The 26,507-nt window shown below is 68.1% G+C and carries 17 protein-coding genes and 1 tRNA gene; 15 read left to right on the forward strand and 3 right to left on the reverse strand.

Annotated elements, in window-relative coordinates:
* The 13 genes from JHB91_RS02115 to pnp all read left to right on the forward strand — a co-directional run bounded on the left by JHB91_RS02115 (position 1) and on the right by pnp (position 15,233).
* Positions 1-651 carry an NADH-quinone oxidoreductase subunit J gene (locus JHB91_RS02115; RefSeq protein ID WP_199471119.1) on the forward strand — a complete coding sequence of 217 codons (651 nt, stop codon included), beginning with the start codon at positions 1-3 and terminating at the stop codon, positions 649-651.
* Between the two features lie 8 nt (positions 652-659).
* On the forward strand, positions 660-974 hold the full coding sequence (gene nuoK, locus JHB91_RS02120) for an NADH-quinone oxidoreductase subunit NuoK (RefSeq protein ID WP_199373235.1): 315 nt from the start codon (positions 660-662) through the stop codon (positions 972-974).
* Between the two features lie 3 nt (positions 975-977).
* Positions 978-3,062, forward strand: a complete 2,085-nt coding sequence (nuoL, locus tag JHB91_RS02125) for an NADH-quinone oxidoreductase subunit L (RefSeq protein WP_199471121.1) — start codon at positions 978-980, stop codon at positions 3,060-3,062.
* Between the two features lie 13 nt (positions 3,063-3,075).
* The gene (locus JHB91_RS02130; protein WP_199372812.1) at positions 3,076-4,587 is read left to right on the forward strand and encodes an NADH-quinone oxidoreductase subunit M; all 1,512 of its coding nucleotides are present in this window, start codon (positions 3,076-3,078) and stop codon (positions 4,585-4,587) included.
* 28 nt (positions 4,588-4,615) lie between these two features.
* Positions 4,616-6,073 (forward strand): NADH-quinone oxidoreductase subunit NuoN, encoded by a 1,458-nt coding sequence (gene nuoN, locus JHB91_RS02135; protein WP_199471123.1) that lies wholly within the window; start codon positions 4,616-4,618, stop codon positions 6,071-6,073.
* Positions 6,074-6,135: 62 nt separating this feature from the next.
* Positions 6,136-6,212 (forward strand) — tRNA-Met (locus JHB91_RS02140).
* Positions 6,213-6,394: 182 nt separating this feature from the next.
* Positions 6,395-6,994: a ribosome maturation factor RimP gene (gene rimP, locus JHB91_RS02145; RefSeq protein ID WP_199471124.1), complete on the forward strand. Its 600-nt coding sequence runs from the start codon at positions 6,395-6,397 to the stop codon at positions 6,992-6,994.
* A 7-nt stretch (positions 6,995-7,001) separates the two neighbouring features.
* Complete coding sequence (gene nusA, locus JHB91_RS02150; protein WP_199372809.1) at positions 7,002-8,513, forward strand: transcription termination factor NusA; 1,512 nt, start codon at positions 7,002-7,004, stop codon at positions 8,511-8,513.
* Positions 8,514-8,607: 94 nt separating this feature from the next.
* A complete protein-coding gene (gene infB, locus JHB91_RS02155) occupies positions 8,608-11,184 on the forward strand; it encodes a translation initiation factor IF-2 (protein ID WP_199372808.1) in 2,577 nt (858 codons plus the stop codon).
* Entirely contained in the window at positions 11,181-11,567 is a 387-nt protein-coding gene (rbfA, locus tag JHB91_RS02160; RefSeq protein WP_199372807.1) for a 30S ribosome-binding factor RbfA, read from the forward strand. The genes infB and rbfA overlap by 4 nt, the downstream gene beginning before the upstream one ends.
* A 9-nt stretch (positions 11,568-11,576) precedes the next feature.
* Positions 11,577-12,560, forward strand: a complete 984-nt coding sequence (gene truB / locus JHB91_RS02165) for a tRNA pseudouridine(55) synthase TruB (protein ID WP_199471125.1) — start codon at positions 11,577-11,579, stop codon at positions 12,558-12,560.
* Positions 12,561-12,738: 178 nt separating this feature from the next.
* Positions 12,739-12,999 (forward strand): 30S ribosomal protein S15, encoded by a 261-nt coding sequence (gene rpsO / locus JHB91_RS02170; RefSeq protein ID WP_199372805.1) that lies wholly within the window; start codon positions 12,739-12,741, stop codon positions 12,997-12,999.
* 125 nt (positions 13,000-13,124) lie between these two features.
* A complete protein-coding gene (gene pnp / locus JHB91_RS02175) occupies positions 13,125-15,233 on the forward strand; it encodes a polyribonucleotide nucleotidyltransferase (protein WP_199471126.1) in 2,109 nt (702 codons plus the stop codon).
* Positions 15,234-15,755: 522 nt separating this feature from the next.
* Here pnp and JHB91_RS02180 read toward each other — a convergent pair.
* The 3 genes from JHB91_RS02180 to JHB91_RS02190 form a co-directional block, all read right to left on the reverse strand.
* Entirely contained in the window at positions 15,756-17,294 is a 1,539-nt protein-coding gene (locus JHB91_RS02180; protein ID WP_199472623.1) for a DUF1501 domain-containing protein, read from the reverse strand.
* Between the two features lie 10 nt (positions 17,295-17,304).
* A complete protein-coding gene (locus JHB91_RS02185; RefSeq protein WP_199471127.1) occupies positions 17,305-19,044 on the reverse strand; it encodes a DUF1800 domain-containing protein in 1,740 nt (579 codons plus the stop codon).
* Between the two features lie 127 nt (positions 19,045-19,171).
* Positions 19,172-20,575 carry a GntP family permease gene (locus tag JHB91_RS02190; RefSeq protein WP_199372801.1) on the reverse strand — a complete coding sequence of 468 codons (1,404 nt, stop codon included), beginning with the start codon at positions 20,573-20,575 and terminating at the stop codon, positions 19,172-19,174.
* 173 nt (positions 20,576-20,748) lie between these two features.
* Here JHB91_RS02190 and JHB91_RS02195 point away from each other — a divergent pair, with 173 nt between their 5' ends.
* Positions 20,749-22,965: a TonB-dependent receptor gene (locus JHB91_RS02195; protein WP_199471128.1), complete on the forward strand. Its 2,217-nt coding sequence runs from the start codon at positions 20,749-20,751 to the stop codon at positions 22,963-22,965.
* Positions 22,966-23,115: 150 nt separating this feature from the next.
* The gene (locus JHB91_RS02200) at positions 23,116-26,496 is read left to right on the forward strand and encodes a PAS-domain containing protein (protein ID WP_199471131.1); all 3,381 of its coding nucleotides are present in this window, start codon (positions 23,116-23,118) and stop codon (positions 26,494-26,496) included.
* Positions 26,497-26,507 lie beyond the last annotated feature (11 nt).

Below are 26,507 nucleotides of genomic sequence, written 5' to 3' on the forward strand. Positions count from 1 at the left end.
ATGGACTTCGCCCTTCTCGCTTTCCTGGCATTCGCCGCGGTCACCGTGGTGTCGGCCGTGGCCGTGATCAGCGTCCGCAACCCGGTGCACGCCGCGCTGTTCCTGGTGCTGACCTTCTTCACCGTGGCCTGCACCTGGATCATCGCCGGCGCCGAGTTCCTGGGCGTCGCGCTGGTGCTGGTGTACGTGGGCGCGGTGATGGTGCTGTTCCTGTTCGTGGTGATGATGCTCGACATCGACGAGGAACAGATGCACCAGGGCTTCGTGCGCCACCTGCCGGTCGGCCTGCTGGTCGCGGTGGTGATGCTGGTCGAGATCCTCACCCTGATCGGCGTCAAGGCGTTCGTCGCCACCCCGTTCGCCGCGGATGCCGCCGTGGACAGCGCGGAGGTGTCCAACACCGTCTGGATCGCACGCCGCCTGTTCACCGACTTCCTGCTGCCGTTCGAGGTCGCCGCGGTGATCCTGACCGTGGCCGTGATCGCCGCGGTCACCCTGACGCTGCGCCGCCGCGAGGGGACCAAGCACCAGAATCCCGCGCAGCAGGCGCGCGTGCGTGCCGGCGATCGCCTGCGCATGGTCAAGATGTCGTCCTCGGTGCACGTGGCCGACGACACCCCGGCGCCCGACGCCGGCGGGGAGGAGAAGTAATGGAGTTCATGGGACAGGGCCTGGCCCTCGGCCACTACCTGGCGCTCGGTGCGGTGCTGTTCTGCATCAGCGTTGCCGGCATCTACCTCAACCGCAAGAACGTGATCGTGCTGCTGATGTCGCTCGAGCTGATGCTGCTCGCGGTGAACATCAATTTCGTCGCGTTCTCGCGTGAGATGAACGACGCGGCGGGGCAGGTGTTCGTGTTCTTCATCCTCACCGTGGCCGCGGCCGAGGCCGCCATCGGCCTGGCCATCCTGGTCACCCTGTTCCGCAACCGGCGCACCATCAACGTCGCCGAACTCGACACGTTGAAGGGCTGACCGATGCCTGTCACGGAAATCCTGATCTCGAAGACGGTGCTGCTGGCGATCGTGCTGGCTCCGCTGCTGGGCGCCATCCTCGCCGGCCTGTTCGGCCGCCAGGTGGGTCGCGCCGGCTCGCACACCATCACCATCCTCGGCGTCGCCGTGAGCTGCGCGCTGTCGGGCCATGTGCTCTGGCAGCTCGCGGGGCAGGGCGCCTCGCCGTTCAACGAGAACATCTACACCTGGTTCCAGGTGGCGGGCTACGAAGCGCACGTCGGCTTCATGGTCGACAAGCTGACCGCGATGATGATGGTCGTGGTGACCTTCGTGTCGCTGCTGGTGCATGTCTACACCATCGGCTACATGGCCGAGGACCCGGGCTACCAGCGCTTCTTCAGCTACATCAGCCTGTTCACGTTCTCGATGCTGACGCTGGTGATGTCGAACAACTTCTTCCAGCTGTTCTTCGGCTGGGAAGCGGTGGGCCTGGTCTCGTACCTGCTGATCGGATTCTGGTTCAAGCGCCCGTCGGCGATCTTCGCCAACATGAAGGCGTTCGTGGTCAACCGCGTCGGCGACTTCGGCTTCCTGCTCGGCATCGCCGGCGTGCTGTACTGGTTCGGTACCCTCGACTACGCCACGGTGTTCGCCAACGCCAGCGACCGCATCGGCGGTGGCCAGGTGATCGAGATCTTCGACGGCCACGCCTGGTCGGCCGCCACGGTGGTGTGCATCTGCCTGTTCGTGGGTGCGATGGGCAAGTCGGCGCAGGTGCCGCTGCACGTGTGGCTCCCGGACTCGATGGAAGGCCCGACCCCGATCTCGGCGCTGATCCACGCCGCGACCATGGTCACCGCCGGCATCTTCATGGTGGCGCGCATGTCGCCGCTGTTCGAGCTGTCGGAGACCGCGCTGCAGTTCGTGCTGTTCATCGGCGCCACCACCGCGTTCTTCACCGGCCTGATCGGCATCGTGCAGAACGACATCAAGCGCGTGATCGCATACTCCACGCTGTCGCAGCTTGGCTACATGACCGTGGCGCTGGGCGTGTCGGCGTACTCGGCGGCGGTGTTCCACCTGATGACCCACGCCTTCTTCAAGGCGCTGCTGTTCCTCGGCGCGGGCTCGGTGATCATCGCGTTGCACCATGAGCAGGACATGCGCCGCATGGGCGGCCTGCGCAAGTACATGCCGGTCACCTTCTGGACGATGCTGCTCGGCACGCTGGCCCTGATCGGCACGCCGTTCTTCAGCGGCTTCTACTCCAAGGACACCATCATCGAAGCGGCCAAGCACGCTTCGGCGAGCATGGGCTGGGTGGGCACCTACGGCTACTGGGCCGTGCTGGCCGGCGCGTTCGTGACCTCGTTCTACAGCTTCCGCCTGCTGTACCTGACGTTCTTCGGCCGCGAACGCTTCCGCGACGCGCCGGCCGACGACCACGGCCATGACGCGGCCCACCACGATGACGATCACGCGCATCACGGCCCGGTCGAACCGCGCGAATCGCCGTGGGTGGTCACGCTGCCGCTGGTGCTGCTGGCGATTCCGTCGGTGCTGATCGGCTTCTTCGCCGCGGGCCCGATGCTGTTCGGCACTGATTGGAGCGGCCACCACGAGGTGCTCCCGTTCTTCCTCGGCGCGATCGACGTCGCCGCTGCGCGCGACACGGTCGCGATGGTGGGCGAAGCGATGTGGCACGGGCCGGTGGCCTTCGCCACGCACGGCTTCATGGCGCCCGCTTTCGTGCTGACCGTGGCCGGCTTCGTGCTCGCGACCGTCATGTACTGGTGGAAGCCGGAGCTCGCGACCAGGGCGCGCCGCGTGTTCGCGCTGCCGGTCAAGGTGCTGGAGAAGAAGTACTGGGCCGACGACCTGTGGATCGGTGGCCTGGCTGGCGGCAGCGTGCTGCTGGGCGAGGCTTCCAACCTTGTCGATCGCCGCGTGATCGACGGGGCCATTGTCAACGGCTCCGCGAACAGCGTCGGCCTGGCAGCGCGCGTGCTGCGCAAGCTGCAGACCGGGCGCCTGCCCGACTATGCATTCGCGATGATCCTCGGCCTGATCGTGCTCCTGGCCGTTGTCATCCACTACTGGACCTGACGGAAGACGATACGTGTCGAACTGGCCTCTCCTCAGCATCCTCATCTGGCTGCCGATCCTCGGTGGCGCGCTGGTGCTCGCGCTCGGCAACAGCCGCGCCAACGCCGCCCGCTGGCTGTCGCTGGCGATCGCGCTGGTGGCGTTTGCCATCAGCATCCCGCTGTTCACGGGCTTCGACCCCGCCGTGGTCGGCATGCAGTTCGTCGAGGCGCGGGAGTGGATCCCCGCCTACGACATCCAGTACCACCTGGGCGGCGACGGCATCTCGGTCGCGCTGATCATCCTCACCACGCTGGTCACCGCGCTGGTGCTGGTGGGCGCGTGGACTTCGATCGACAAGCGTGTCAGCCAGTACTACGCGGCGATGCTGATCCTCGAGGGCCTGATGATCGGCGTGTTCTCGGCGGTCGACGCCATGCTCTTCTACGTGTTCTTCGAAGGCATGCTGATCCCGATGTTCATCATCATCGGCGTGTGGGGCGGGCCGCGGCGCGTGTACGCGTCGGTCAAGTTCTTCCTGTACACCTTCCTCGGCTCGGTGTTCATGCTGGTCGGGCTGATCTACCTGTACCTGAAGGCCGGCAGCTGGCAGTTGCCCGACCTGTACGCGCTTCCGCTCGATGCCACCGAGCAGGCCTGGCTGTTCTTCGCGTTCCTGATCGCGTTCGCGGTCAAGGTGCCGATGTTCCCGGTGCACACATGGCTTCCGGACGCGCACGTCGAGGCGCCAACCGGCGGCTCGGTGATCCTGGCGGCGATCATGCTGAAGATCGGCGGCTACGGCTTCCTCCGCTTCAGCCTGCCGATCGTGCCCGACGCCGGCCACGAGTGGGCCTGGCTGATGATCGCGCTGTCGCTGATCGCCGTGGTCTACGTGGGCATGGTGGCGCTGGTGCAGGACGACATGAAGAAGCTCATTGCCTATTCGTCGGTCGCGCACATGGGCTTCGTGACGCTGGGTACTTTCATCGCCTTCGCGCTGGTGCGCGATGTCGGCAACACCGATGCGGCGCGGCTCGGCCTGCAGGGTGCGATGGTGCAGATGGTGTCGCACGGGTTCATCTCGGGCGCCATGTTCAGCTGCGTCGGCGTGCTCTACGACCGCATGCACACGCGCATGATCCGCGACTACGGCGGCGTGGCCAACGTGATGCCGTGGTTCGCCGTGCTGTTCGTGTTCTTCGGCATGGCCAACGCCGGCCTGCCGGGCACGTCCGGCTTCGTCGGCGAATTCATGATCGTGCTGGCGTCGTTCCAGCACCACCCGCTGATCGCCTTCACCGCCGCGCTGACGCTCATCATCAGTGCCGGTTACACGCTGTGGCTGGTCAAGCGCGTGCTGTACGGCGAGATCGGCAATGCCCATGTCGCCGAGATGAAGGACATCAACGGCCGCGAGATCCTGGTGCTGGGCGTGTTCGCCGCCGGCGTGCTGCTCATCGGCGTGTGGCCCAAGCCCCTGATCGACCTGATGGAACCGTCCATCGCGCAACTGGCGACCATGCTCGCCAACAGCAAGCTTTGAGGAAGACCCCGCGATGATGCCTGGAGCAATGACCCCGCCCATCCGGACGCTGGCCGACATCGCGCCGCTGGCGCCCGAGTTCGTGGTGGTGCTTGGCGCGTTTGCGCTGCTGATGCTCGACCTGTTCATCGGCGAGCGCCGCCGTGTGGTGACCCACGTGCTGGCCGTGCTGGTGCTGGTGGCCGCCGCGGTGCTGGCGTTCACCGGCGTCGGCGGGCAGGGCACCGTGCTCGGCGGCATGTTCGTGCGCGACCCGGTCGCCGACGTGCTGAAGACCGTGCTGGTGCTGCTGAGTGCCGCGTCGCTGGTCTATGCCTGGTCGTTCATGCGCGAACGCGACCTCTACAAGGGCGAACTGCCGGTGCTGGTGATGTTCGCCACCGCCGGCATGATGCTGCTGGTCTCGGCCGGCAACCTGACCCTGGTCTACGTCGGCCTGGAGCTGCTGGCCCTGTGCCAGTACGCGCTGGTGGCGGTCGACCGCGACAGCCCGGTCGCGTCCGAGGCGGGCATGAAGTACTTCGTGCTCGGCGCGCTGGCATCCGGCCTGCTGCTGTACGGCATGTCGCTGGTCTACGGCGCCACCGGCACCTTGGACCTGGCGACCCTGCGCGAAACGGCGATGGGTCTCGAAGGCGGCACGGCTACCCTGCTGCTCACCGGCACCGCGTTCATGGTGGTCGGCATCTGCTTCAAGTTCGGCGCCGCGCCATTCCACATGTGGCTGCCCGACGCGTACCACGGTGCGCCCACGCCGATCACCCTGTTCATCGGCTCGGCGCCCAAGCTCGCCGTGTTCGGCATGGCCTACCGCCTGCTCGAGGACGGCCTTGGCGGCGGTGCGCTGCAGGACCAGTGGCAGCTGCTGCTGGCCGGCATCGCCGCGCTGTCGCTGGTGGTCGGCAACCTGTTCGCGATCGCGCAGGCCAACCTGAAGCGGATGCTGGCGTACTCCACCGTGTCGCACGTCGGCTTCCTGCTGCTCGGCTTCGCCGGCGGCGGGGTGGAAGGCTACGCGGCGGCGATGTTCTATGCGATCAGCTACGCGCTCATGGCGGCGGCGGCGTTTGGCGCGATCATCGTGCTGTCCAACCGCGGCTTCGAGGCCGACCGGATCGACGACTTCCGCGGCCTGAATGCGCGCAGTCCGTGGATGGCCGGGCTGGTGCTCTGCATCATGGCCTCGATGGCCGGCGTGCCGCCGTTCCTCGGGTTCTGGGCCAAGCTCGCCGTGCTGCGCGCGGCACTGCAGGGCGACCTGATGTGGCTGGCGATCGTCGGCATCGTGTTCGCGGTGGTGGGTGCGTTCTATTACCTGCGCGTCATCAAGGTCATGTACTTCGACGAGCCGGTGGGTGCCCCCTTGAAGGCCCGCGACGACGCACCGCTGCGCGCCCTGTTCGCGGTCAATGCCTTGTCGCTGCTGGCGCTGGGCGTATTCTGGAACCCGGTGATGGCCTGGTGCCAGGCGGCGTTCGCCGCCTGACCGCCCGGGAACGTCCGAGGGCTTGCATTGCCCGGGACGTTCCTTCATAATTCCGCTTCTGCTGCGGGGTGGAGCAGTCTGGCAGCTCGTCGGGCTCATAACCCGAAGGTCGCAGGTTCAAATCCTGCCCCCGCTACCAGCTTTTCGCGGTCGACGAAAAGCCTCCAAGGAGGCTTTTTTGATTACGGAGAGTTTGGGCTCGTCCGGTGCGCAATGAGGCGCGCCGGCACCGGATCCAGCAGTATCGGACAAGGGCCCATTGGGCCCTTTGTTTTTTTTTGCGCCCCCAAAGCGCGACGGCATCCGGAGGAGGAGGCAAACGTGACGGACAAATCAACCGACATCGCCAACCTGCTGTCTCCGACCGTGTCCGCGTTGGGGCTGGAACTGCTGGGCGTGGAATACCTGTCGGCGCCCGGCAGTGCCGTGGTGCGCCTTTACATCGAGCGTCCCGGCGCCGAAACGTCAGCGGAAACGCAGGGCGTGGGGATCGAGGACTGCGAGGCCGTGAGCCGCGAGGTCTCGGCCCAGCTCGACGTCGAGGATCCGATCAGCGGCAACTACACGCTTGAAGTGTCGTCGCCGGGCGTGGACCGCCTGCTGTTCAAGTCGGCACACTTCGCGCGGTTCCTGGGCGAGCAGGCCAAGGTCACCCTGCAGCTGCCGCAGGAAGGCCGTCGCCGCCTGACGGGGCGCATCGCGGCGGTGGAAGGCGAGACCATCACATTTGAAGTCGACGGCCAGCCGATCGCGGTGGCCGCCGGCAATATCGACAAGGCGCGGCTGGTACCCGACTGGGTCGCCCTCGGCTACGGGCCGGCGAAGGACGCCTCCGGGCGTGACGACCGCCCCGGCAAGGGCACGCCGCACAACAGACAAACCAACAAGCCGGCGGCCTCCAAGCCGTCCCGTGCGGAGTGATACAGAGATGAGCAAGGAACTGTTGCTGGTCGTCGACGCCGTCGCCAATGAAAAGGGCGTGCCGGAGTCGGTCATCCTTGAGGCCATCGAGGCCGCACTGGCCACCGCGGCCAAGAAGCGCTACCTCGAGCAGGACGTGCTGACGCGCGTGACGATCGATTCCAAGGACGGCAACTACGAAACGTTCCGCCGCTGGGAAGTGGTGGCCGACGACGTGGTGATGGAGTCCCCGGACCGCCAGATCCGCCTGATGGACGCGATCGACGAGGCCGAGGGCGTCGAGGTCGGCGACTACATCGAGGAGCAGATCGAGAACGTCGACTTCGGCCGCATCGCCGCCCAGGCCGCCAAGCAGGTGATCGTGCAGCGCGTGCGCGAGGCCGAGCGGCAGCAGGTCGTGGATGCCTGGAAGGACCGTGTCGGCGAGCTGGTCACCGGCGTGGTCAAGCGCGTCGAGCGCGGCAACGTCTTCGTCGACCTCGGTGGCAACGCCGAAGCCTTCATCCCCAAGGACAAGGCGATCCCGCGCGACGTCGTGCGCGCCGGCGACCGCATCCGCGGCTACCTGTACGACGTGCGCAGCGAGCCGCGCGGCCCGCAGCTGTTCATCAGCCGCGCCGCGCCCGAGTTCATGATGGAACTGTTCAAGCTCGAAGTGCCGGAAGTCGGCCAGGGCCTGGTGGAAATCAAGGCCTGCGCGCGTGATCCCGGCGACCGCGCCAAGATCGCCGTCGTGGCCTATGACACCCGCACCGATCCGATCGGCGCCTGCATCGGCATGCGCGGTTCGCGCGTGCAGGCCGTGAGCAACGAGCTCAACGGCGAGCGCGTCGACATCGTGCTGTGGTCGGACAACCCGGCGCAGTTCGTGATCAACGCCATGGCGCCGGCGGAAGTGCAGTCGATCGTGGTCGACGAGGACAAGCACTCGATGGACCTCGCCGTGGCCGAAGACCGCCTCGCGCAGGCGATCGGCAAGGGCGGCCAGAACGTGCGCCTCGCCAGCCGCCTGTCGGGCTGGCAGCTCAACGTGATGACCCAGGACCAGGTGGCCGCGAAGTCCGATGCCGAGCAGGCCACGGCGCGCGCCCTGTTCCAGGAGAAGCTCGAGGTCGACGAGGAAATCGCCACGATCCTGGTCACCGAAGGCTTCAGCACGGTCGAGGAAATCGCCTACGTGCCGGTCGGCGAGTTGCTGGCGGTGGAGGGCTTCGACGAGGACATCGTCGAGGAACTGCGCGCCCGCGCCCGCGACGCGCTGCTCAACGACGCGCTGGCCGTCGCCGAAGAGCTCGACGAGAACGCGCCGGCGGACGACCTGCTGCAGCTCGAAGGCATGGACGACGAGACCGCGTTCGCGCTCGCGTCGCACGGCGTGCGCACCAGCGAGGACCTGTCCGACCTGGCCGCCGACGAAGTGCTGGAGTTCGGCATCGAGGGCCTCGGGCTCGAGCGTGCCGCCGCCCTGATCCTCGCCGCGCGCGCCGAAGAGATCGCGCGCCTGGAAAGCGAGGGCTGACAGTCAGGGGTCCAGGCCCCCGACCAGAAAGCACCCAGAATTGATCCATCTCCATAGCGCGGCACATGCCGACGCCAAAGGAACCGGAAGCCGAATGTCGCAGCAAACCACCATCCGCAAGCTGGCCGAACTGGTGAACACGCCGGTCGAGAAATTGCTTGAGCAGCTGTCCGAAGCGGGCATGTCGTTCAGCAATCCCGACCAGGTCGTGACCAGCACCGAGAAGGTGAAGCTCCTCGGCTTCCTGCGCCGGACCCATGGCCGCACCGAAGTGGTGGCCGAGGATCCGGTCGCGCCGAAGAAGATCACCCTCAACCGCAAGAGCACGCTCACCGTGGGCGGCGGCAAGAACAAGCCGACCGTCGACGTCGTCGTGCGCAAGAAGGTCACGCTGGTGAAGCCCGGTACGGGCCCGCAGGGCATGACCGAGGACGAGGAGCGCGCCGACATCCTGCGCAAGCTCGAGGAGTCGCGCCAGCGCAACCGGGACGAGCAGGAGCGCCTGGCCGCCGACGACCGCCGTCGCGCTGAAGAGATCGAGGAGCGCAAGCGCGCTGCAGCCGATGCCGAGGCCGCGCGCCTGCGCGCCGCGGCAGCGCCGGTCGCGCCCGAGGCCGGCGACGGTGATGCCGTCCGCAAGCCCGCAGCGACCCACGGCCATGGCCATCCCAAGCCGGCCGCGCCGCGCAGCGATGACCGCGGTGCCGCCAAGCCCAAGGGCGCACGCGGTTCGCACCAGGCACCCGCCGGTGGCGAGGACGACGACAGCGCCGCGCGCTTCGCCGGCAAGATGCATCTTTCCGCCGCCGATCGTGCGCGCCGCAGCACCGCGCGCCCGAAGGCGCGCCCGCAGCGTGGCAGCAACCGCGACCAGAGCCGCACCGGCACCGGCTTCACCCGGCCGATCGCGCCGGTCGTGCGCGAAGTCGCGATCGGTGAAGCGATCACCGTCGCCGACCTCGCGCAGAAGCTGGCGATGAAGGGCGGCGAGGTGGTCAAGGCGCTGTTCAAGATGGGCGTGATGGCCACCATCACCCAGTCCATCGACCATGACACCGCGATGCTGGTGGTCGAGGAGCTCGGCCACACCGCCGTTCGCGCAGACGCCGACGACGCCGAGAGCGAGCTGCTTGCGCATGGCGAAGGCATCCAGGGCGACAAGGTGGCTCGTCCGCCGGTGGTCACCATCATGGGCCACGTCGACCACGGCAAGACCTCGCTGCTCGACTACATCCGCCGCACCAAGGTTGCCACCGGTGAAGCCGGCGGCATCACCCAGCACATTGGCGCGTACCACGTCGATACGCCGAAGGGCGTCATCAGCTTCCTCGACACGCCCGGCCACGCCGCGTTCAGTTCGATGCGTTCGCGCGGCGCCAAGCTCACCGACATCGTGGTGCTGGTGGTTGCGGCCGACGATGGCGTGATGCCGCAGACCATCGAGGCGATCCAGCACGCCAGGGCCGCCAAGGTCCCGCTGATCATCGCCATCAACAAGATCGACAAGTCCGAAGCCGACCCGCAGCGGATCAAGAACGAACTGCTGACCCACGAGATCGTGGCCGAGGAGTTCGGCGGCGACACGCAGATGGTCGAGCTGTCGGCCAAGACCGGCGACGGCGTGGACGACCTGCTGGATGCGATCGGCCTGCAGGCCGAGGTGCTCGAGCTGAGCGCGGTCGCCGACGGCCGTGCCGCGGGCGTGGTGATCGAGTCCTCGCTGGACAAGGGCCGCGGCCCGGTGGCCACGGTGCTGGTGCAGCAGGGCATGCTCAACAAGGGCGACTACCTGGTGTGCGGCATCGAGTACGGCCGCGTGCGTGCGCTGTTCAACGAGAGCGGCGTGCAGGTCGACGGCGCCGGCCCGTCCATCCCGGTGCAGGTGCTGGGCCTTTCGGGCGTGCCCGATGCCGGCGACGATTTCGTGGTGGTCGAGGACGAGCGCCTCGCCAAGGACGTGGCCCAGCAGCGCGAGACCAAGCGCCGCGAGCAGCGCCTGGTGCAGGCCGCGGGCAACCGCATGGAAGACATCATGGCGCAGATGGGCGGCGGCCAGCAGCTCGAGCTGCCGCTGGTGGTCAAGGCCGACGTGCAGGGCTCGGTGGAAGCACTGCGCCAGGCGCTCACCGCGCTCTCCAACGACGAGATCCGGGTCAACATCATCCGCTCGGGCGTGGGTGCGATCACCGAGTCCGATGCCAACTCCGCGGCCGCGTCCAAGGCCACGATCATCGGCTTCAACGTCCGCGCCGATGCGTCGGCACGCAAGCTGATCGAATCCACCGGCCTCGACCTGCGCTACTTCTCGATCATCTATGACGTGATCGACCAGGTGAAGCAGGTGGCGTCGGGCATCCTCGGCGTCGAGATCCGCGAGGACATCATCGGCACCGCCGAGGTGCGCGAGGTGTTCCGCAGCTCCAAGTTCGGCGCGGTCGCCGGCAGCATGGTCATCGAGGGCGTGGTCAAGCGCCACAAGCCGATCCGCGTGCTGCGCGACGAAACTGTCATCTTCGAGGGCGAGCTGGAATCGCTGCGCCGCTTCAAGGAGAACGTCGACGAGGTCCGCGTGCATACCGAGTGCGGCATCGGCGTGAAGGCGTACAACGACGTCAAGCCGGGCGACAAGATCGAGTGCTTCGAGCGCGTCGAGGTCCAGCGCACGCTGTGAAGAAGTCCTTCCACAGAACCGACCGCGTGTCCGCCCAGCTCCGACGCGAGCTGGGCACCCTCGTGCGCGACGCCGTCGCCGAGCACGGCCTGCCGTCGCTCAGCGTTTCCGACGTCGAGATCACCCGCGACATGGCGCATGCCAAGGTCTTCGTGACCGCGCTCGACCCCGAGCGCGCCGCCGAGGCCATGAAGGGCCTGAAGGCGGTGGCGTACGAGGTCCGCTACCGGCTCGCGCATAGCGTGAAGATGCGCCACGTGCCGGAGCTGCATTTCCATTACGACGACTCCGTCGACCGCGGCGAGCGCATCGAAAACCTCCTGCGCGAAGCGGGTGAGCTTGGCGACCTCGATGACTCCGGCGAGCCCGGCAGCGGGGACTGATCCCCCGCGATGACTGCCAAGCCACGTACGCGCTTCCGCAAGCTCGACGGCATCCTGCTGCTCGACAAGCCGCGCGGGCTGAGTTCCAACCAGGCGCTGCAGCGCGTCCGCCACATGTTCCGCGCCGAGAAGGGCGGCCATACCGGCAGCCTCGACCCGCTGGCCACCGGCCTGCTGCCGGTGTGCTTCGGCGAAGCCACCAAGATCGCCGGCGGCCTGCTCGGCGCGCGCAAGGCCTACGACGTGGTCGCACGCCTGGGCCAGGTCACCGATACCGACGACGCCGACGGCCAGCTCCTGCGCGAGCGCCCGGTGCCGCTGCTCGACGTCGCCACCCTTGATGCCGCGCTGGCGGCGTTGACCGGCCACATCCAGCAGCGGCCCCCGATCTATTCGGCGCTGAAGCGCGGCGGTGAGCCGCTTTACGCCAAGGCCAGGCGCGGGGAACTGGTGGAAGTCGAGCCGCGCCCGGTCGACGTACACGCCTTCACGTTGCTGTCCGCCGCCGATCTCCTCGACGTGCCCGGCGACGGCCGTCCGCCGCACATCCTGCGCCTGCGCGTGGAATGCGGCTCCGGCACCTACGTGCGCAGCCTGGTCCGCGACCTGGGCGAAGCGCTGGGCTGCGGCGCGCACGTGGCCGAACTGCGGCGCCTGTGGGTGGACCCGTTCCGTGACCCGCGGATGTGGACGCTCGACGATCTCGCCGCGCTGGCCGCGCGCGGCGAGCATTGCCTCGAATCCTGCCTGCTGCCCATCGAGGCAGGCATGGATGCCTGGCCGCGGGTGTCCGTCGGCGCGGCCGACGCCGCGCGCCTGTCGTACGGGCAGGGCGCGGTCGGGCCATTCAGCCCGCAGGGCGAAGTGGCGATCCATGGCCCCGACGCGCGCGTGCTCGGCCTGGGCGAAGTGGATGCCGATGGCGCGTTGCGGCCGCGCCGCATGTTCGCCTGGGCCTGTGCCCAACCGACAGGCGGTGCCGCCCAGGCCTGAGTCCGCCTTGTCCGGAGGGTGCCCGCAGGCTACAATCTTCCGGCTTTTTCGAGTCAAATCCGGCGCTTCCGCGCCGATCACGTTCCATCGCTCGCGGCGGGTCACGTGGTGCCCGTTCATGCCAACCGGCATGCAACGGCGTTCCTGCGGTCCACGCATCACCAGAAGGTTCCACAGCATGTCCATCGACACCGGCAAGATCATTGAAGACAACAAGCGCGGCGACGCCGACACCGGCTCCCCGGAAGTCCAGGTCGCCCTGCTCACCGCGCGCATCGTGCACCTGACCGAACACTTCAAGGCGCACAAGCAGGACCACCACAGCCGCCGCGGCCTGCTGATGATGGTCAACCGCCGTCGCAGCCTGCTCGACTACCTGCACCGCAAGGACAGCGCGCGTTACAAGGCGCTGATCGAGAAGCTCGGCCTGCGTCGCTGATACAACCCCACCGCGGCGCAGAAATGCGCCGCGGTTTTATTTCGGCGCGCCGGCAGTGCGCGCCACCCGGTACGGGGCAAGGGTCCCGTCCGGTTCATCGCAAGAGTCATCGAGGAATCACCAACGTGGCAAAAGTCATCAAGAGCTTCGAGTACGGCAACCGCACGGTCACCATCGAGACCGGTGAGATCGCCCGCCAGGCAGGCGGCGCGGTCATGGTCTCGTGCGAGGGCACCATGCTGCTGGTCAGCGCGGTCGCCAACAAGACCGCGCGCGAAGGGCAGGACTTCTTCCCGCTCACCGTCGACTACCAGGAGAAGTTCTACGCCGGTGGCCGCATCCCGGGTGGTTTCTTCAAGCGCGAGGGCCGTCAGACCGAGAAGGAAACGCTGATCTCGCGCCTGATCGACCGCCCGATCCGCCCGCTGTTCCCGGACGGCTTCCGCAACGAAGTGCAGATCATCGCCACGGTGATGTCGATGAACCCCGAGGTCGACGGCGACATCCTCGCCCTGATCGGTGCCTCGGCCGCGCTGTCGCTGTCGGGCGCGCCGTTCGACGGCCCGATCGGCGCCGCCAAGGTCGGCTACAAGGACGGCCAGTACCTGCTCAACCCGACCATCTCCGAGCTGAAGGATTCCGAGCTCGAGCTGGTCGTCGCCGGTACCGCCAATGCGGTGCTGATGGTCGAGTCCGAAGCCAAGGAGCTGTCGGAAGACGTGATGCTCGGCGCGGTGATGTTCGGCCACCAGCAGATGCAGGTCGCCATCGACACCATCAACGCGCTGGTCGCCGAGGCTGGGCGTCCGAAGTGGAGCTGGACCGCGCCGGCTGCGGACGAAGGCATCGTGCACGCCATCCGCACCGCGATCGGCGACCAGCTCGCCTCCGCGTTCCAGGTGCGTGACAAGCTCGAGCGCAAGGACGCCATCTCGACCGTCAAGAAGGCCATCCTGAACGCGCTTGCGCCGCATGCCGAGGCCAATGCCTGGGCGGCCGGCGACCTCCACAAGGAGTTCAGCGAGCAGGAATACCAGACCATGCGCAACTCGGTCCTCAAGACCAGGGTCCGCATCGATGGCCGCGCGCTCGACACCGTCCGCCCGATCGCCAGCCGCGTCGGCATCCTGCCGCGCGTGCACGGCTCGTCGCTGTTCACCCGTGGCGAGACCCAGGCGATCGTCGCCGTCACGCTGGGCACCGCCCGCGACGGCCAGATCATCGACGCCGTGTCCGGCGAGTACAAGGAACACTTCCTGTTCCATTACAACTTCCCTCCCTACTCGGTGGGCGAAGCCGGCCGCATGATGGGCCCGAAGCGTCGCGAGATCGGCCACGGCCGCCTTGCCAAGCGCGGCGTGCTTGCCGTGATGCCGACGATGGAAGAGTTCCCGTACACCATCCGCGTCGTGTCCGAGATCACCGAATCGAACGGCTCCTCGTCGATGGCGTCGGTCTGCGGCTCGTCGCTGGCGCTGATGGACGCGGGCGTGCCGATCAAGGCGCCGGTCGCGGGCATCGCCATGGGCCTGGTGAAGGAAGGCGACGACTATGTCGTGCTGTCCGACATCCTCGGTGACGAGGACCACCTCGGCGACATGGACTTCAAGGTTGCCGGCACCACCAACGGCATCTCGGCGCTGCAGATGGACATCAAGATCCAGGGCATCACCGAGGAGATCATGAAGGTCGCGCTGGCGCAGGCGAAGCAGGGCCGCCTCCACATCCTCAAGGAAATGGAAGCCGCGCTGACCGCGCCGCGTTCGGAACTGAGCGAGTTCGCGCCGCGCCTGATCACCATCAAGATCCACCCCGACAAGATCCGCGAAGTGATCGGCAAGGGCGGTTCGGTGATCCAGGCGATCACCAAGGAAACCGGCACGCAGATCGACATCCAGGACGACGGCACGATCACGATCGCATCGGTCGACGCCGCCGCTGGCCGCGCCGCCAAGGAGCGCATCGAGCAGATCACCTCCGACGTCGAGCCGGGCCGGATCTACGAGGGCAAGGTCGTCAAGCTGATGGACTTCGGTGCGTTCGTCACCATCTCCCCCGGCAAGGACGGCCTGGTCCACGTGTCGCAGATCTCCAACGAGCGTGTCGAGAAGGTCGGCGACGTGCTCAAGGAAGGCGACATGGTCAAGGTCAAGGTGCTGGAAGTCGACAAGCAGGGCCGCATCCGCCTGTCGATGAAGGCGGTCGAGGAAGGCGAGGGCGTGGTCGGCGAGTAAGCCGCACGCGTCACTGCCCGGTTAACTCCGGACACAAGAAGAGCGGGCTCAGGCCCGCTTTTTTTTTTCGTTAACTGGTACCGGAGAAGCGTTCCTGGGGAAAGGAACGTCTGCTTGTTCGCCGCTGTTGGCCTGGAGGCCCCGGTGGTGGCCGTGAGGCCTTCGCGGCTCATGTCCCCCGGATCCGCCTGGCAGCGGATGCCTCCTCCTTGACTTCCCCGCGAAGGCCTCCCGGCCACTCCGGGGCTCCGCGTAGCCCGCGGGTACCGAAGAGCAGCCGCCAGATCGCGAGGCGTGCCTGTGCTCTTCAAAGCACCGCGGATTTCTGCATACCGGGTGCCAAAGCCCTTGAGGGCGAAGTCAAGGAGGAGGCGATGGCCCCAAGGCCATCGCCGGGGGACATGAGTCCTCAAGGGCTTTGGTACCCGGCACTGCGCGTCAAATACGCCTCCCCTGGAATATGAGGAGAACTTGCACGTCCCGCCAACGCGCCGATCGCGGCGCGGCAGCGGGCGACGCGGGTCAGGACGCCAGGCGGGCGAGCATGCGCTGCACGCGCATCCTCGCGCGCACCGCGTTGCGACGCAGGGCGCTGAGGCCGCGTGCCAGGCGGTTTCCACCCGTGTCCACGGTGGAGCGCATCCCGCTCTGGACCGACTCGCCGTATGCCGGTTGGCGGTGGCGTACCAGCGTGCGCAGGCGCGTGCGCGAGGAGGGAGGCGTACCGTACTCGGGCGGCAGGTCGCTGCCCTGGAACAGCCCCAGCGGCACGTAGCCGGTATAGGCCGGGAACACCTGCCCGAGGCGGTTGTTGCCCATCCGCCTGATGAGCAGCTCCGACAGCACCCGGCGATAGTCGGTGGCGACCGGGATGTCGCCGAAGTAGGGCGACAGCACCTCGGGATCCAGCCCCATCCACTGGCCGTAGAAGCGACGCCCGTTGACCGGGCCGCCGAGCACCAGCATCGGGTTGCCGTAGCCGTGGTCGGTGCCGCCGCTGCCGTTCTGGCGCACCCGGCGGCCGAACTCGGACTGCACCACCACCGTCACCCGCGACGCCTCGCCCCCGGCGGCCATTTCGACGTAGAACGCGGTGAGCGCCTGCGACAGCTCGGCGATCTTGTTCTGGTAGTAGTGATAGCCGCTGCCGGCGGTGCCCTGGCCTTCGTGGGTGTCCCAACCGCCCAGGTCCACCGCCGCGTAGCGCAGGCCGACGCCGAAGCGGATCGACTGCGCCACCGTCCACAGCTGGCGCGCGAAGGTGCTGGTGGGCCAGCCGACGGGCAGGGTGGCGTTGTAGGGCTGCGCACGCACCATCCGCAGCGACTGTTCGGCAAGCGCGGCCTGGCGTTCGACCGCGCTGCGCCCGGCGAGGTATTCCGCCAGCAGGTCGTTGACGCCCAGCACCCCGGCGGCACGTCCACCACCACCCTCGCGCCACTGCCAGGGCCCGGCATTCAGTGCGAAATCGGTGGGCGCGCCCATCGACAGCGCATCGGTGCCGCCCAGCATGTTCGCGGGCTGCCGGCTGTTGACTGCGAGCATCGGCAGGGCCGCGTCGCCCGCGGCGCCCGGATCGCTGCTCCAGGCGCGCGTCAGCCAGCCGCTGCCACCGCCCTGCTGCCCGGGCGTGCCGAGGTCGCAGTACAGCTGGGCATCGAAATGGCTGCGGGTGACCGTGGTCTGCATGCCGCAGCCGTGCACGATCGCAAGCTTCGACTCGCTCCAGAGTTCGTGCAGCCCGATGGCCGACGGATGCAGGCCGAAGCCGGTTGCGGCGCCGCCGGCGAGGCTGAGCGGCAGCGCCGCGTATGGTCCGGTGGCGGCGATGGCCAGCGAGGGGCGGGCCTGCTCGTAGTGGATGCGGTCCTCGCCGGCGGTCGGCACCACCAGGTTCAGGCCGTCGATGCCGCCGCGCAGGAACACATGCACGAGGGTGTCATGCGGAGTGCCCGCGAACGCCGGACGCGAATACAGCAGCGCGGGCGCGGCGCCGGCGATGGCCGCGGTGGCGCAGCAGCCCTTGAGGAAGTCGCGGCGCGAAAGCTCGATGTCGACCATGCCTGCGTCCTCAGCGGTTGGAGAATTCTGGCGACATCAACAGCATGGACACCATGCTGCGCAGCCGGTCGTGGTTGTAATGCCCCTTCAGGTCGCTGCCGCGCCACGCGTTGTCATCGAGGATGACGGTGTTGTCGATGCCGCCGTTCTGCGCCATGAACCGGTAGAGCATCTGCAGGCGCGCCGCGGCGGGGGCATGGCCGAGGACGCGCTGGCACCAGAAGTCGACCAGCGCTCGCGGCGTCCACTGCGCGACCGCGGCGCGCGACGTCTCCACGATCGGCATCAGCCGCTGCGTGCCGTCGCTGGTTTCCGTCAGCCAGCCGAGCATCTTCCAGGTCATCGCGAAACTGTTGGCGCCGGACCAGGCCATGGCCGTGTCGGGATAGCCATTGGGCGCCGGCCAGTCGTAGGGCGAGTGGCCGGTCGCACCCAGGCGCCACATGAAATCGTTGCTGCGGTCGTGGTCGGGCCGCAGGGTCCAGTCGGCGCCCGCGGCGCGCATCGCAGCTGCGACCATTTCGGCCGGCCGGCGGCGTTTGCCGTCCCAGCCTTCGCGCGCCACTTCGGAGCGAAGGATATGGCGCAGCACCAGGCGGAGCTGATCCGGGCTCTGCCACTGCGCGCGGAAGATCGCCGCGGCGCTGTTGACCAGCGACGGCGGCGGCGTGTCGGTGGCGAAGTGCCGGATCAGCTTGCGGCAGATGAACTTCGCGACGCGTGGGTGGCTGGCGATGCGGTCAAGCACGTCACGGCCATCCTTCAGCGCGGCCTGCTCGGGCAGCAGGTACATGCCGAGCACCATCTTCGGCCCGGTGTCGTGGTCGCTGGCGTTGTAGACGAACGTGCCGTCGCCGCCGGTGCCGGTACGCACGCTCCAGCCGGTGAACGCGGCCGCCGTTTCGTACACGTCGATGTCGGTGTAGCCGATCGGGTAGGTCGGGTCCTCCGGGCACGGCGGCACCGCGGATGGATTCACGAAGCCGAGGTAGTTCTCCGCGCCAAAGGTGTGCAGCTCCAGCAGTTCGCGCGCGAAATTCTCGTTGGGGCCCGAACGCCGGTTGGTGCGGTTGTCGAGGAAGAACATCATCGCCGTGCTGCGCGCCATCGCCTCCAGCATGGCGCGGAAGTTGCCCATCGCGTGGCTGCGCATCACATCGCGGTTGTAGTGCACGTACACCGGGCCGGCGTCGTAGTCGCTGAGCATCACGTTGAAGTGGTCGTGCCAGAACGTGGTCACGCGTTCATGCAGCTGGCGGCGCGAGAACACCGCGCGCACCAGCGAGGCGCGCTGCACCTCCCACGCCGGGAGCATCCGCACCTCGTAGGCCGGCCCGCTGGCGACGTGGTCGGCCCACAGCTGGGGCAGGGTCTTGGCGAGGGTGCTGTAGCCGGCGGCGGCGAGGCGTGCATCCAGCGCCGAGTCGCTGATCGACTCCCAGGCCAGCTGCTGCTCCAGCATCGCCTCGTAGCGGGCGACATCGTTGTTGCCGAGGGCGTCGAACTCCTGCTTCGCGGTCGGCGTGATGCCGTACCCGAGGCGGTGCCATGCGCGCACCCAAGCCGGTGGACGGGCGAGCGTTTCCTGCGGAGGCCGGAAACGGGGATCAGGCGCGCCGGGCGGCGGCGGAGGCGCCGGCGGGATGTCGCGGGGCGGGCGCGTGGCCGCCTCGATCGAGTATCCGCCATGGCGCCGCGCCGGCACGTTGTCCATTGCGCGGCGGCGGCTTGCCACCTTGGTGTCGGCCATCTTGTATCCCCGGTCAGGTCGGACGCAGTCCCTCGATGACTATTGCGGATTTGCTCCGCACGGGATGTGACCCACTGCCGGGATCATGCACCAGCGCGCGGGCCCGCCCGCGCGCCGGCTCGCCGGGTCAGACCCAGCCGGTGAGATAGAACGTGGCGATGATGAAGAACACCGCCAGCGTCTTGATGATGGTGATCGCGAAGATGTCCTTGTAGGCCTGCCGGTGGGTCAGGCCGGTCACCGCGAGCAGCGTGATCACCGCGCCGTTGTGGGGCAGGGTGTCCATGCCGCCCGAGGCCATCGAGGCGACGCGGTGCAGCACCTCCATCGGGATGCCGGCGGCATTGGCGTTGGCGATGAAGCTGTCGGCCATCGCCGCGAGCGCGATCGACATGCCGCCCGACGCGGAGCCGGTGATGCCGGCCAGCGCGGTCACCGTGACCGCCTCATTGACCAGCGGATCGGGGATCGAACCGAGCGCGTTGGCCACCACCAGGAAGCCGGGCAGCGCCGCGATCACCGCGCCGAAGCCGTATTCGGACGCGGTGTTCATCGACGCCAGCAACGCGCCTCCGATCGCGGACTTCGTGCCTTCCGCGAACTGCGTGAACACCGTGCGCCAGGCGAACACCAGCACCGTGGCGATGCCGATCAGCAGCGCACCCTGCACGGCCCAGATCGCCGAGATCTTGGCGACTTCCTGGACCACCGGCGCCGGGTTGCCGACCACCGCGGGGATGAAACTGTGGCTGGCGCCGTACACGCCGGGCAGCAGCCGCGTCAGCACCAGGTTGGACACGCCCACCATCACCAGTGGCAGCAGCGCGACCAGCGGATTGGCGAGCTTGCCGCCGACGAACTCGACGGGTTCGTTGAGGAGCGTCGCCGGATCGCCGTAGCCTTCGCCCGCGCGGTGCGCCACGCGCCGCCGCCATTCCAGGTACAGCATGCCGAGGATGATGATGAACACCCCGCCCAGCGTGCCCAGCACCGGCGCGGCCCAGGTATCGGTGCCGAAGAACGCGGTCGGGATGATGTTCTGGATCTGCGGCGTGCCGGGTAGCGCGTCCATGGTGAAGGTGAACGCGCCGAGCGCGATGGTGCCGGGGATCAGGCGCTTGGGGATGTCGCTCTGGCGGAAGAGCTCGGCCGCGAACGGATACACCGCGAACACCACCACGAACAGCGACACGCCGCCGTAGGTGAGCAGCGCGCAGACGATCACGATCGACAGCATCGCCCGCTGCGCGCCGACCACGCGGATGGTCGCCGCCACGATGGATTTGGAAAAGCCCGAGATCTCGATCAGCTTGCCGAACACCGCGCCCAGCAGGAACACCGGGAAGTACAGCTTGAGGAAGCCGACCATCTTGTCCATGAACAGGCCGGTGAACATCGGCGCGACCAGCGACGGGTCGATCAGCAGCACCGCGCCCATGGCGGCGATGGGGGCGAACAGGATGACGCTGTAGCCGCGGTAGGCCACCAGCATCAGGAAACACAGTGCCGCGAGCACGATCAGGAACGACATCGACGGGTCCTTGCGATCGTGCCACGCACGATTCCACGGTCGACAGTGTCGTCAGCGCCCGGCATGGAGGCCCATTGTCCGAAGGTACGATGCCCAGTCCGCAGCGTGATCCCTAGGCTTGTCATCAAGGCGGCATTCGGCCGCACGTACATGCATATTCCTAGGGGAACACGATGAAGCGAGCCAAGATCCCGCACACCGCACTGAGCCTGGCGATCGCCCTCGGGCTCTCGTCGCCGGTGGCCTTCGCACAGGACACCGCTGCCGGTACGCCGGAGCAGCAGGCGGCCAGCAGGAGCGCCACCACGCTGGGTGGCATCACGGTGACCGCGCGCAAGCGTGAGGAAACCCTGCAGGACGTGCCGGTTGCGGTCACCGCATTCACCCCCGACGTGCTGGACAAGCTCAACATCCGGGACATCGGCGACCTCGATGCGCAGGTCCCCAACCTCACCATCTACGCAGCGCGCGGCTCGAGCAGTGCCGCGACCGCCTACATCCGCGGCGTCGGTCAGTCCGATACGTTGTGGGGCGTCGATCCGGGTGTGGGCATCTACCTCGACGACGTCTATATCGCACGTCCCCAGGGCGCGCTGCTCGACGTGTTCGACGTCGGCCGCGTCGAGGTGCTGCGCGGCCCGCAGGGCACGCTGTACGGCAAGAACACCATCGGCGGTGCGATCAGGTACATCGGCCGCGAGCTGCCGAAGGAACTCGACGGATATGCGTCGGTGACCGTGGGCAACCACAACCAGCTCGACGTCAAGGGCGGAATCGGTGGCCCCATCGGCGGCACCGAGGCGCTGCGCGCGCGCCTGTCGGTTGCGAGCATGAACCGCGACGGGTACGGCACCAATCTTCTCAATGGCCAGGACGTGAGCGACAAGGAGATCAACGCGATGCGCTTCCAGCTCGGCGCGTTCGCGAGCGAATCGTTCGACGTGCAGTTCGCGCTTGATTACCTGGATGACCAGTCCGGCGTGCGCGGCGCGAAGATGCTGGCGGTGAACAACAATCCGCTGATCCCGGTGTCCGGCGTGGCGCCGCTCGACAGCCGCTACGACATCCGCAGCGGAATGCCCAACGTCAACGACACGGAGATGAAGGGCGGCTCGGTCACGGTCAACTGGCGTCCCAACGAAGACTGGGCGGTCAAGTACATCGCTGCCAAGCGCGAGTCCGATACCGAGACCAACATCGACTTCGACACGCTGCCGGAGAAGATCGCCGACGTGAAGGCGTTCTACAGCGACGAGCAGATCAGCAACGAGCTGCAGGTGAACTACGACGCCGGTGGACGCGCCCGTGGCGTCGTGGGCCTGTATGCCTTCGACGGTGATGCCGGTGGCCAGGTGCTCAACAACTTCTTCAACCTGTCGTTCGGCGACACGCAGGGCACGGTCAACACCAAGAGCATCGCGGTTTACACCGACTGGTCGTTCGACCTGACCGAGCGCCTGAACCTCGACGTCGGCGCGCGCTACACCGACGAGGACAAGCACGCGGTCGCCTACAATATCGGTTACACCGACGCGACCTTCACCGTTCCCAGCGGCGCCGTGGCCGCCAACTTCGACAAGACGGTGAACTTCAAGAACGTGTCGCCGAAGCTGGCCCTGAGCTACGAGGTCACTCCGGACGTGATGGTCTACGGAACGGCGTCGCGCGGGTTCAAGTCGGGCGGGTTCAACATCCGCGCCAACACCACCGCCGTGCCGCGCTCGGGCGAGCCCTTCGACGACGAGAAGGTCGACAGCCTCGAAGTCGGCAGCAAGATGTCGATGCTGGACGAGCGCCTGTTCCTGAACCTGGCCTACTTCCACAACAAGTACGAGGACATCCAGCTGTCGGTGTTCACCGCGCTGCCGGGCGGGGGCTTCTTCGGTGACTTCACCAACGCGGGCAAGGGCACGGTCCAGGGCGTGGAGGTCGAGTACCAGTACCTGCCGACCGAGAACTGGGTGATCAGCGGCAACGTGGCCTGGCTGGACGCCGAGTACGACGAGTTCATCACCGGTGGCGTCAACGTCGCCGACAGCCAGCGCTTCACCAATGCACCTGAGTTCTCCGGGGCCTTCAACGTCGAGTACCGCACCGACCTTGCCAATGGCGGCAACATCTCGGCGCGCGTGGGCTACTCGTACCAGTCCGAGGTCTGGCCGACCACCGACCTGAGCCCGGTGATCAGGCAGGACGGCTACGGCCTGGTCGGCGCCGGCGTGACCTGGCGCGTCAACGACTCCTGGTCGTTCTCGCTCCAGGGCAGCAACCTGGCCGACAAGGAGTACCGCACCACCGGCTACAACCTGGTCAGCTCCGGGCTTGGCGTGTTGACCGGCTTCTACGGTCCGCCGCGCCAGTACGGCCTGACGGCGCGCTACGACTTCTGAGCCGCGCCTGCAGGATGACGACTTCGGCGACCGGGGAAACCCGGTCGCCGTTTTTCATGGCGGTGCGGCTGTCTTATGCTGCGGCGGTGAACGGAAGGCCGGCGGGCATGCGCGCGAGCAAGTGGGAACGATGATGGAGGGCCGGGAGGAATGCTGAGCGTCGGCGTGGTGGTCGCGGCCGCGACGCTCTGGCTGGTCCTGCTGTTCGGCGTGGCGGTCTATGCCGAGCGTCGCCCCGGTGCGCTCGCCCGCCACTGGCACCACGTGTATGCGCTGTCGCTGGCCGTGCACTGCACGTCCTGGACCTTCTATGGCACGGTCACCCAGGCGGCGCGCTACGGTTGGCCGCTGCCGCCGACGTTCCTGGGCGCGATCCTTTTCTATGCGCTGGCCGTGGGTTTGATGCTGCGCCTGGTTCGACTGGCGCGCGAGAGCAACGCGACGTCCATTGCCGACCTGATCGCTACCCGGCTTGGGAAGGATCCCTGGCTGGCCGCCGTGGTCACCCTGGTCGCCTTGCTGGGCATGGTGCCGTACATCGCGCTGCAGCTTAAGGCGGTAACGATGAGCTTTGACACGCTGACCCGCCACGGCGGCGCGGTCGACGTCGTTGCACCGTGGCGCGACGGTGCACTGTATGTCGCGCTTGCGATGGCGGGGTTCGCGATGGCGTTCGGCACCCGGCGCGCGAGTGCCACGGAGCACAACCGTGGCCTGGTGCTGGCGATGGCCTTCGAGTCGCTGTTCAAACTGGCCGCAATGCTGGCCCTGGGGGCGCTGGTCTGGTTCGGGCTGGGTGACTTCGACGTCGCCGCGCCGCCGTCACCGCCCGCGCCGGTAGGTGGTTTCATGCCGCTGGTACTGCTCGGCGCGCTTGCCATGTTCATCCTGCCGCATCAGTTCCACGTCGGCGTGGTCGAGTGTCGCGATGAACGTCACGTGCGCACGGCGCGCTGGCAGTTCCCGCTTTATCTGGTGCTGATCGCACTGCCGACCCTGTTGCTGGCCCGTGCCGGAACCGCGCTGCTGGGCGACAGCGTGCCCTCGGACATGTACGCGCTGGCGTTGCCGGCCGCATTGGGCCATCACGGCCTGGCGCTGTTCGCGTTCCTTGGCGGGTTGAGCGCGGCGACGGGCATGGTGGTGGTAAGCACGCTGGCGCTGAGCCTGATGATCGGCAACCACTGGTTCACGCCTGGCCTTCTGCGGGGGGCCTGGGCCGTGGGCCGCGGTGGCAGCGACGACCATCGCGGCGCACTGCTGGCGCTGCGGCGTGCCGGCATCCTGGCCGTAATGCTGCTGGCGTGGGCGTACAGCCGCGTGATCGGCGGAAGCGAGGCGCTCGCCGACGTCGGGGGTGTTTCGTTCTCGGCGCTGGCCACCCTTGCGCCGGCACTGTTCTGTGCCGTGTGGCGGACGCGCACGCCGGCATCGGCAGCAACCTGGGGCGTGGTGGCGGCCTTCCTCGTGTGGGCCTGGGTGACGCTGTCACCGATGCTGGTCGATCTTTCCGGTGGCGACGGGGCCTGGCTGGCCGATGGCCCCTGGGGCATCGCGATGCTGGCGCCAGACACATTGTTTGGCCTGACCAGCTGGAGCCGGCTCGGCCGCGCGGTGGGCGCCAGCCTGTTTGTCGGCATCGCCACCACGCTGGCGTTGGCCGCCTGGCTGTCGACTCCTGATCGCGACGTGGCGCGCGGCTCCGACCGGCGCACGTTGCGCGAGGCCGGGCGGCGCTTCCTGCCGGTGCGCACGGTGGACGACCTGCTGCGCGGCGCGCCGGGCAGCGGCGCGGTGCCGGCAATGATCGAGGCGCGCCTCGAGCGCGAGCTGGCGGCGGTGCTGGGCAGCGCCTCGGCGCGCCTGTTGCTGGATGCCGCGCGCCGGGAGGCGGGCCCCGACCTCGACACCGTCGCCGCCATCGTCGGCGAGGCCTCGCAGGACCTGCGCTTCAACCAGCGCCTCCTCGAAGCCGCCATGGAGAACATGAGCCAGGGCATCAGCGTGGTCGATCGCGAGCTGCGACTGGTGGCGTGGAACAGCCGCTACGCCGAACTGTTCGGCTACCCGTCCGGCCTGCTGCGCGTCGGCGTGCCGGTCGCCGAACTTGTCGCGCACAACCTGCGCAGCGGGCTGGTCGGCCGGGTGGGCGGGAGCGTCGAGTCCGAAGCGGGCAAGCGCCTGCGCCACATGCAGGCCGGCACGCCCTACGTCAGCGAACGGGTGTTCCCGGATGGCGGCATCGTCGAGATCCGCGGCAACCCGATGCCCGGCGGCGGATTCGTCGCCACCTTCAGCGACGTGACCGCGTTCCGGCGCACCGAAGCCGAGCTCAAGCGCAGCAACGAGACCCTGGAGCAGCGCGTCGACGAGCGCACCGCGAGCCTCGACCAGGCGCGGCGCGAGGCCGAGCGCGCCAACGAGGCCAAGAGCCGCTTCCTCACCGCGGTGGGCCACGACCTGCTGCAGCCGCTGCATGCGGCGCAGCTGTTCACCGATGCGCTGGCATCGCAGCTTGATGGTGCGCCGCGCACGTCACTCGGGCAGATCCGCGGCGCGCTCGACTCCACCACCGACCTCCTCACCGGCCTGTTCGACATGGCGCGCCTGGAGGCCGGCGGGCTGGTGGCGCAACCGCGCGCATTTCCGCTGTCCGACGTGCTCGAGCCGCTGGCCTCGGAATTCCAGGCGCTGGCCGAAGAGCGCGGCCTCGCCTTCACGCTGGTGGCGACGTCCGCCTGGACCGACAGCGACCCGCAGCTTCTGCGCCGCGTGCTGCAGAACTTCCTGGCCAATGCGGTGCGCTACGCCGACCGCGGACGCATCCTGCTCGGCGTGCGCCATGTCGGCGGCGCGTTGCGCATCGAGGTGCACGACACCGGGCCGGGTATCGCGCCTTCCCAGCAGCAGCTGATCTTCGAGGAATTCCGTCGCGGCGATGGCGTGCCCGGGCAGGGCCTGGGCCTCGGTCTTGCGATTGCCGACCGTATCGCCGGGCTGCTTGGCACGGGCATCGTGTTGCGCAGCACTGTGGGCAAGGGCACGGCGTTCTCGATCACGCTGCCGCGGGTCGCGGGCACGCCGCAGTCGGCACTGGTGCCGCGCCTGCGTCCGGGACTGGCCGCCGCGCGCGTGCTGGTGGTCGACAATGATCCGCTGGCGCTCGATGCCCTGCGCACGCTGCTTGCAGGCTGGGGCGCGGAGGTGGTCGCGGTGGCCGATGGTGCCGGCGCGGAGGCGGCGCTGGCCGCGCAGCCCGCGGCCCTGTGGCTGCTCGACTATCACCTCGACGATGGCGACACCGGCATCGACCTGCAGCTGCGCCTGGCCGCGCGGTTCGGCGCCGCGCCCTCGCTGGTGCTCAGCGCCGATGCCACCGACCTGGTGCGTCGCCAGGTGGCCGAACACGGCCTCGGGCTGCTGCAGAAGCCGGTGCGGCCGCTGGCGCTGAAGTCGATGCTCGGGAGGCTGCTGGCGATGCGCACGGCGCTGGACCGCGAGCCGGCGGTGGAAGCAACCCTGGAAGAGTGATCGCGCGGCGC

Origin of the sequence: Luteimonas sp. MC1828, from assembly GCF_016461615.1 — a bacterium.
Lineage (GTDB): Bacteria > Pseudomonadota > Gammaproteobacteria > Xanthomonadales > Xanthomonadaceae > Luteimonas.

Excerpts from the sequence above, each read along its gene's own strand:
- rpsO (WP_199372805.1), top strand. The coding sequence starts at position 12,739 with ATGTCCATCGACACCGGCAAGATCATTGAAGACAACAAGCGCGGCGAC.
- JHB91_RS02115 (WP_199471119.1), top strand. The coding sequence starts at position 1 with ATGGACTTCGCCCTTCTCGCTTTCCTGGCATTCGCCGCGGTCACCGTG.
- infB (WP_199372808.1), top strand. The coding sequence starts at position 8,608 with ATGTCGCAGCAAACCACCATCCGCAAGCTGGCCGAACTGGTGAACACG.
- nusA (WP_199372809.1), top strand. The coding sequence starts at position 7,002 with ATGAGCAAGGAACTGTTGCTGGTCGTCGACGCCGTCGCCAATGAAAAG.
- JHB91_RS02185 (WP_199471127.1), bottom strand. The coding sequence starts at position 19,044 with ATGGCCGACACCAAGGTGGCAAGCCGCCGCCGCGCAATGGACAACGTG.
- JHB91_RS02195 (WP_199471128.1), top strand. The coding sequence starts at position 20,749 with ATGAAGCGAGCCAAGATCCCGCACACCGCACTGAGCCTGGCGATCGCC.
- nuoK (WP_199373235.1), top strand. The coding sequence starts at position 660 with ATGGGACAGGGCCTGGCCCTCGGCCACTACCTGGCGCTCGGTGCGGTG.
- nuoN (WP_199471123.1), top strand. The coding sequence starts at position 4,616 with ATGACCCCGCCCATCCGGACGCTGGCCGACATCGCGCCGCTGGCGCCC.
- JHB91_RS02190 (WP_199372801.1), bottom strand. The coding sequence starts at position 20,575 with ATGTCGTTCCTGATCGTGCTCGCGGCACTGTGTTTCCTGATGCTGGTG.
- truB (WP_199471125.1), top strand. The coding sequence starts at position 11,577 with ATGACTGCCAAGCCACGTACGCGCTTCCGCAAGCTCGACGGCATCCTG.
- nuoL (WP_199471121.1), top strand. The coding sequence starts at position 978 with ATGCCTGTCACGGAAATCCTGATCTCGAAGACGGTGCTGCTGGCGATC.
- JHB91_RS02200 (WP_199471131.1), top strand. The coding sequence starts at position 23,116 with ATGCTGAGCGTCGGCGTGGTGGTCGCGGCCGCGACGCTCTGGCTGGTC.
- JHB91_RS02180 (WP_199472623.1), bottom strand. The coding sequence starts at position 17,294 with ATGGTCGACATCGAGCTTTCGCGCCGCGACTTCCTCAAGGGCTGCTGC.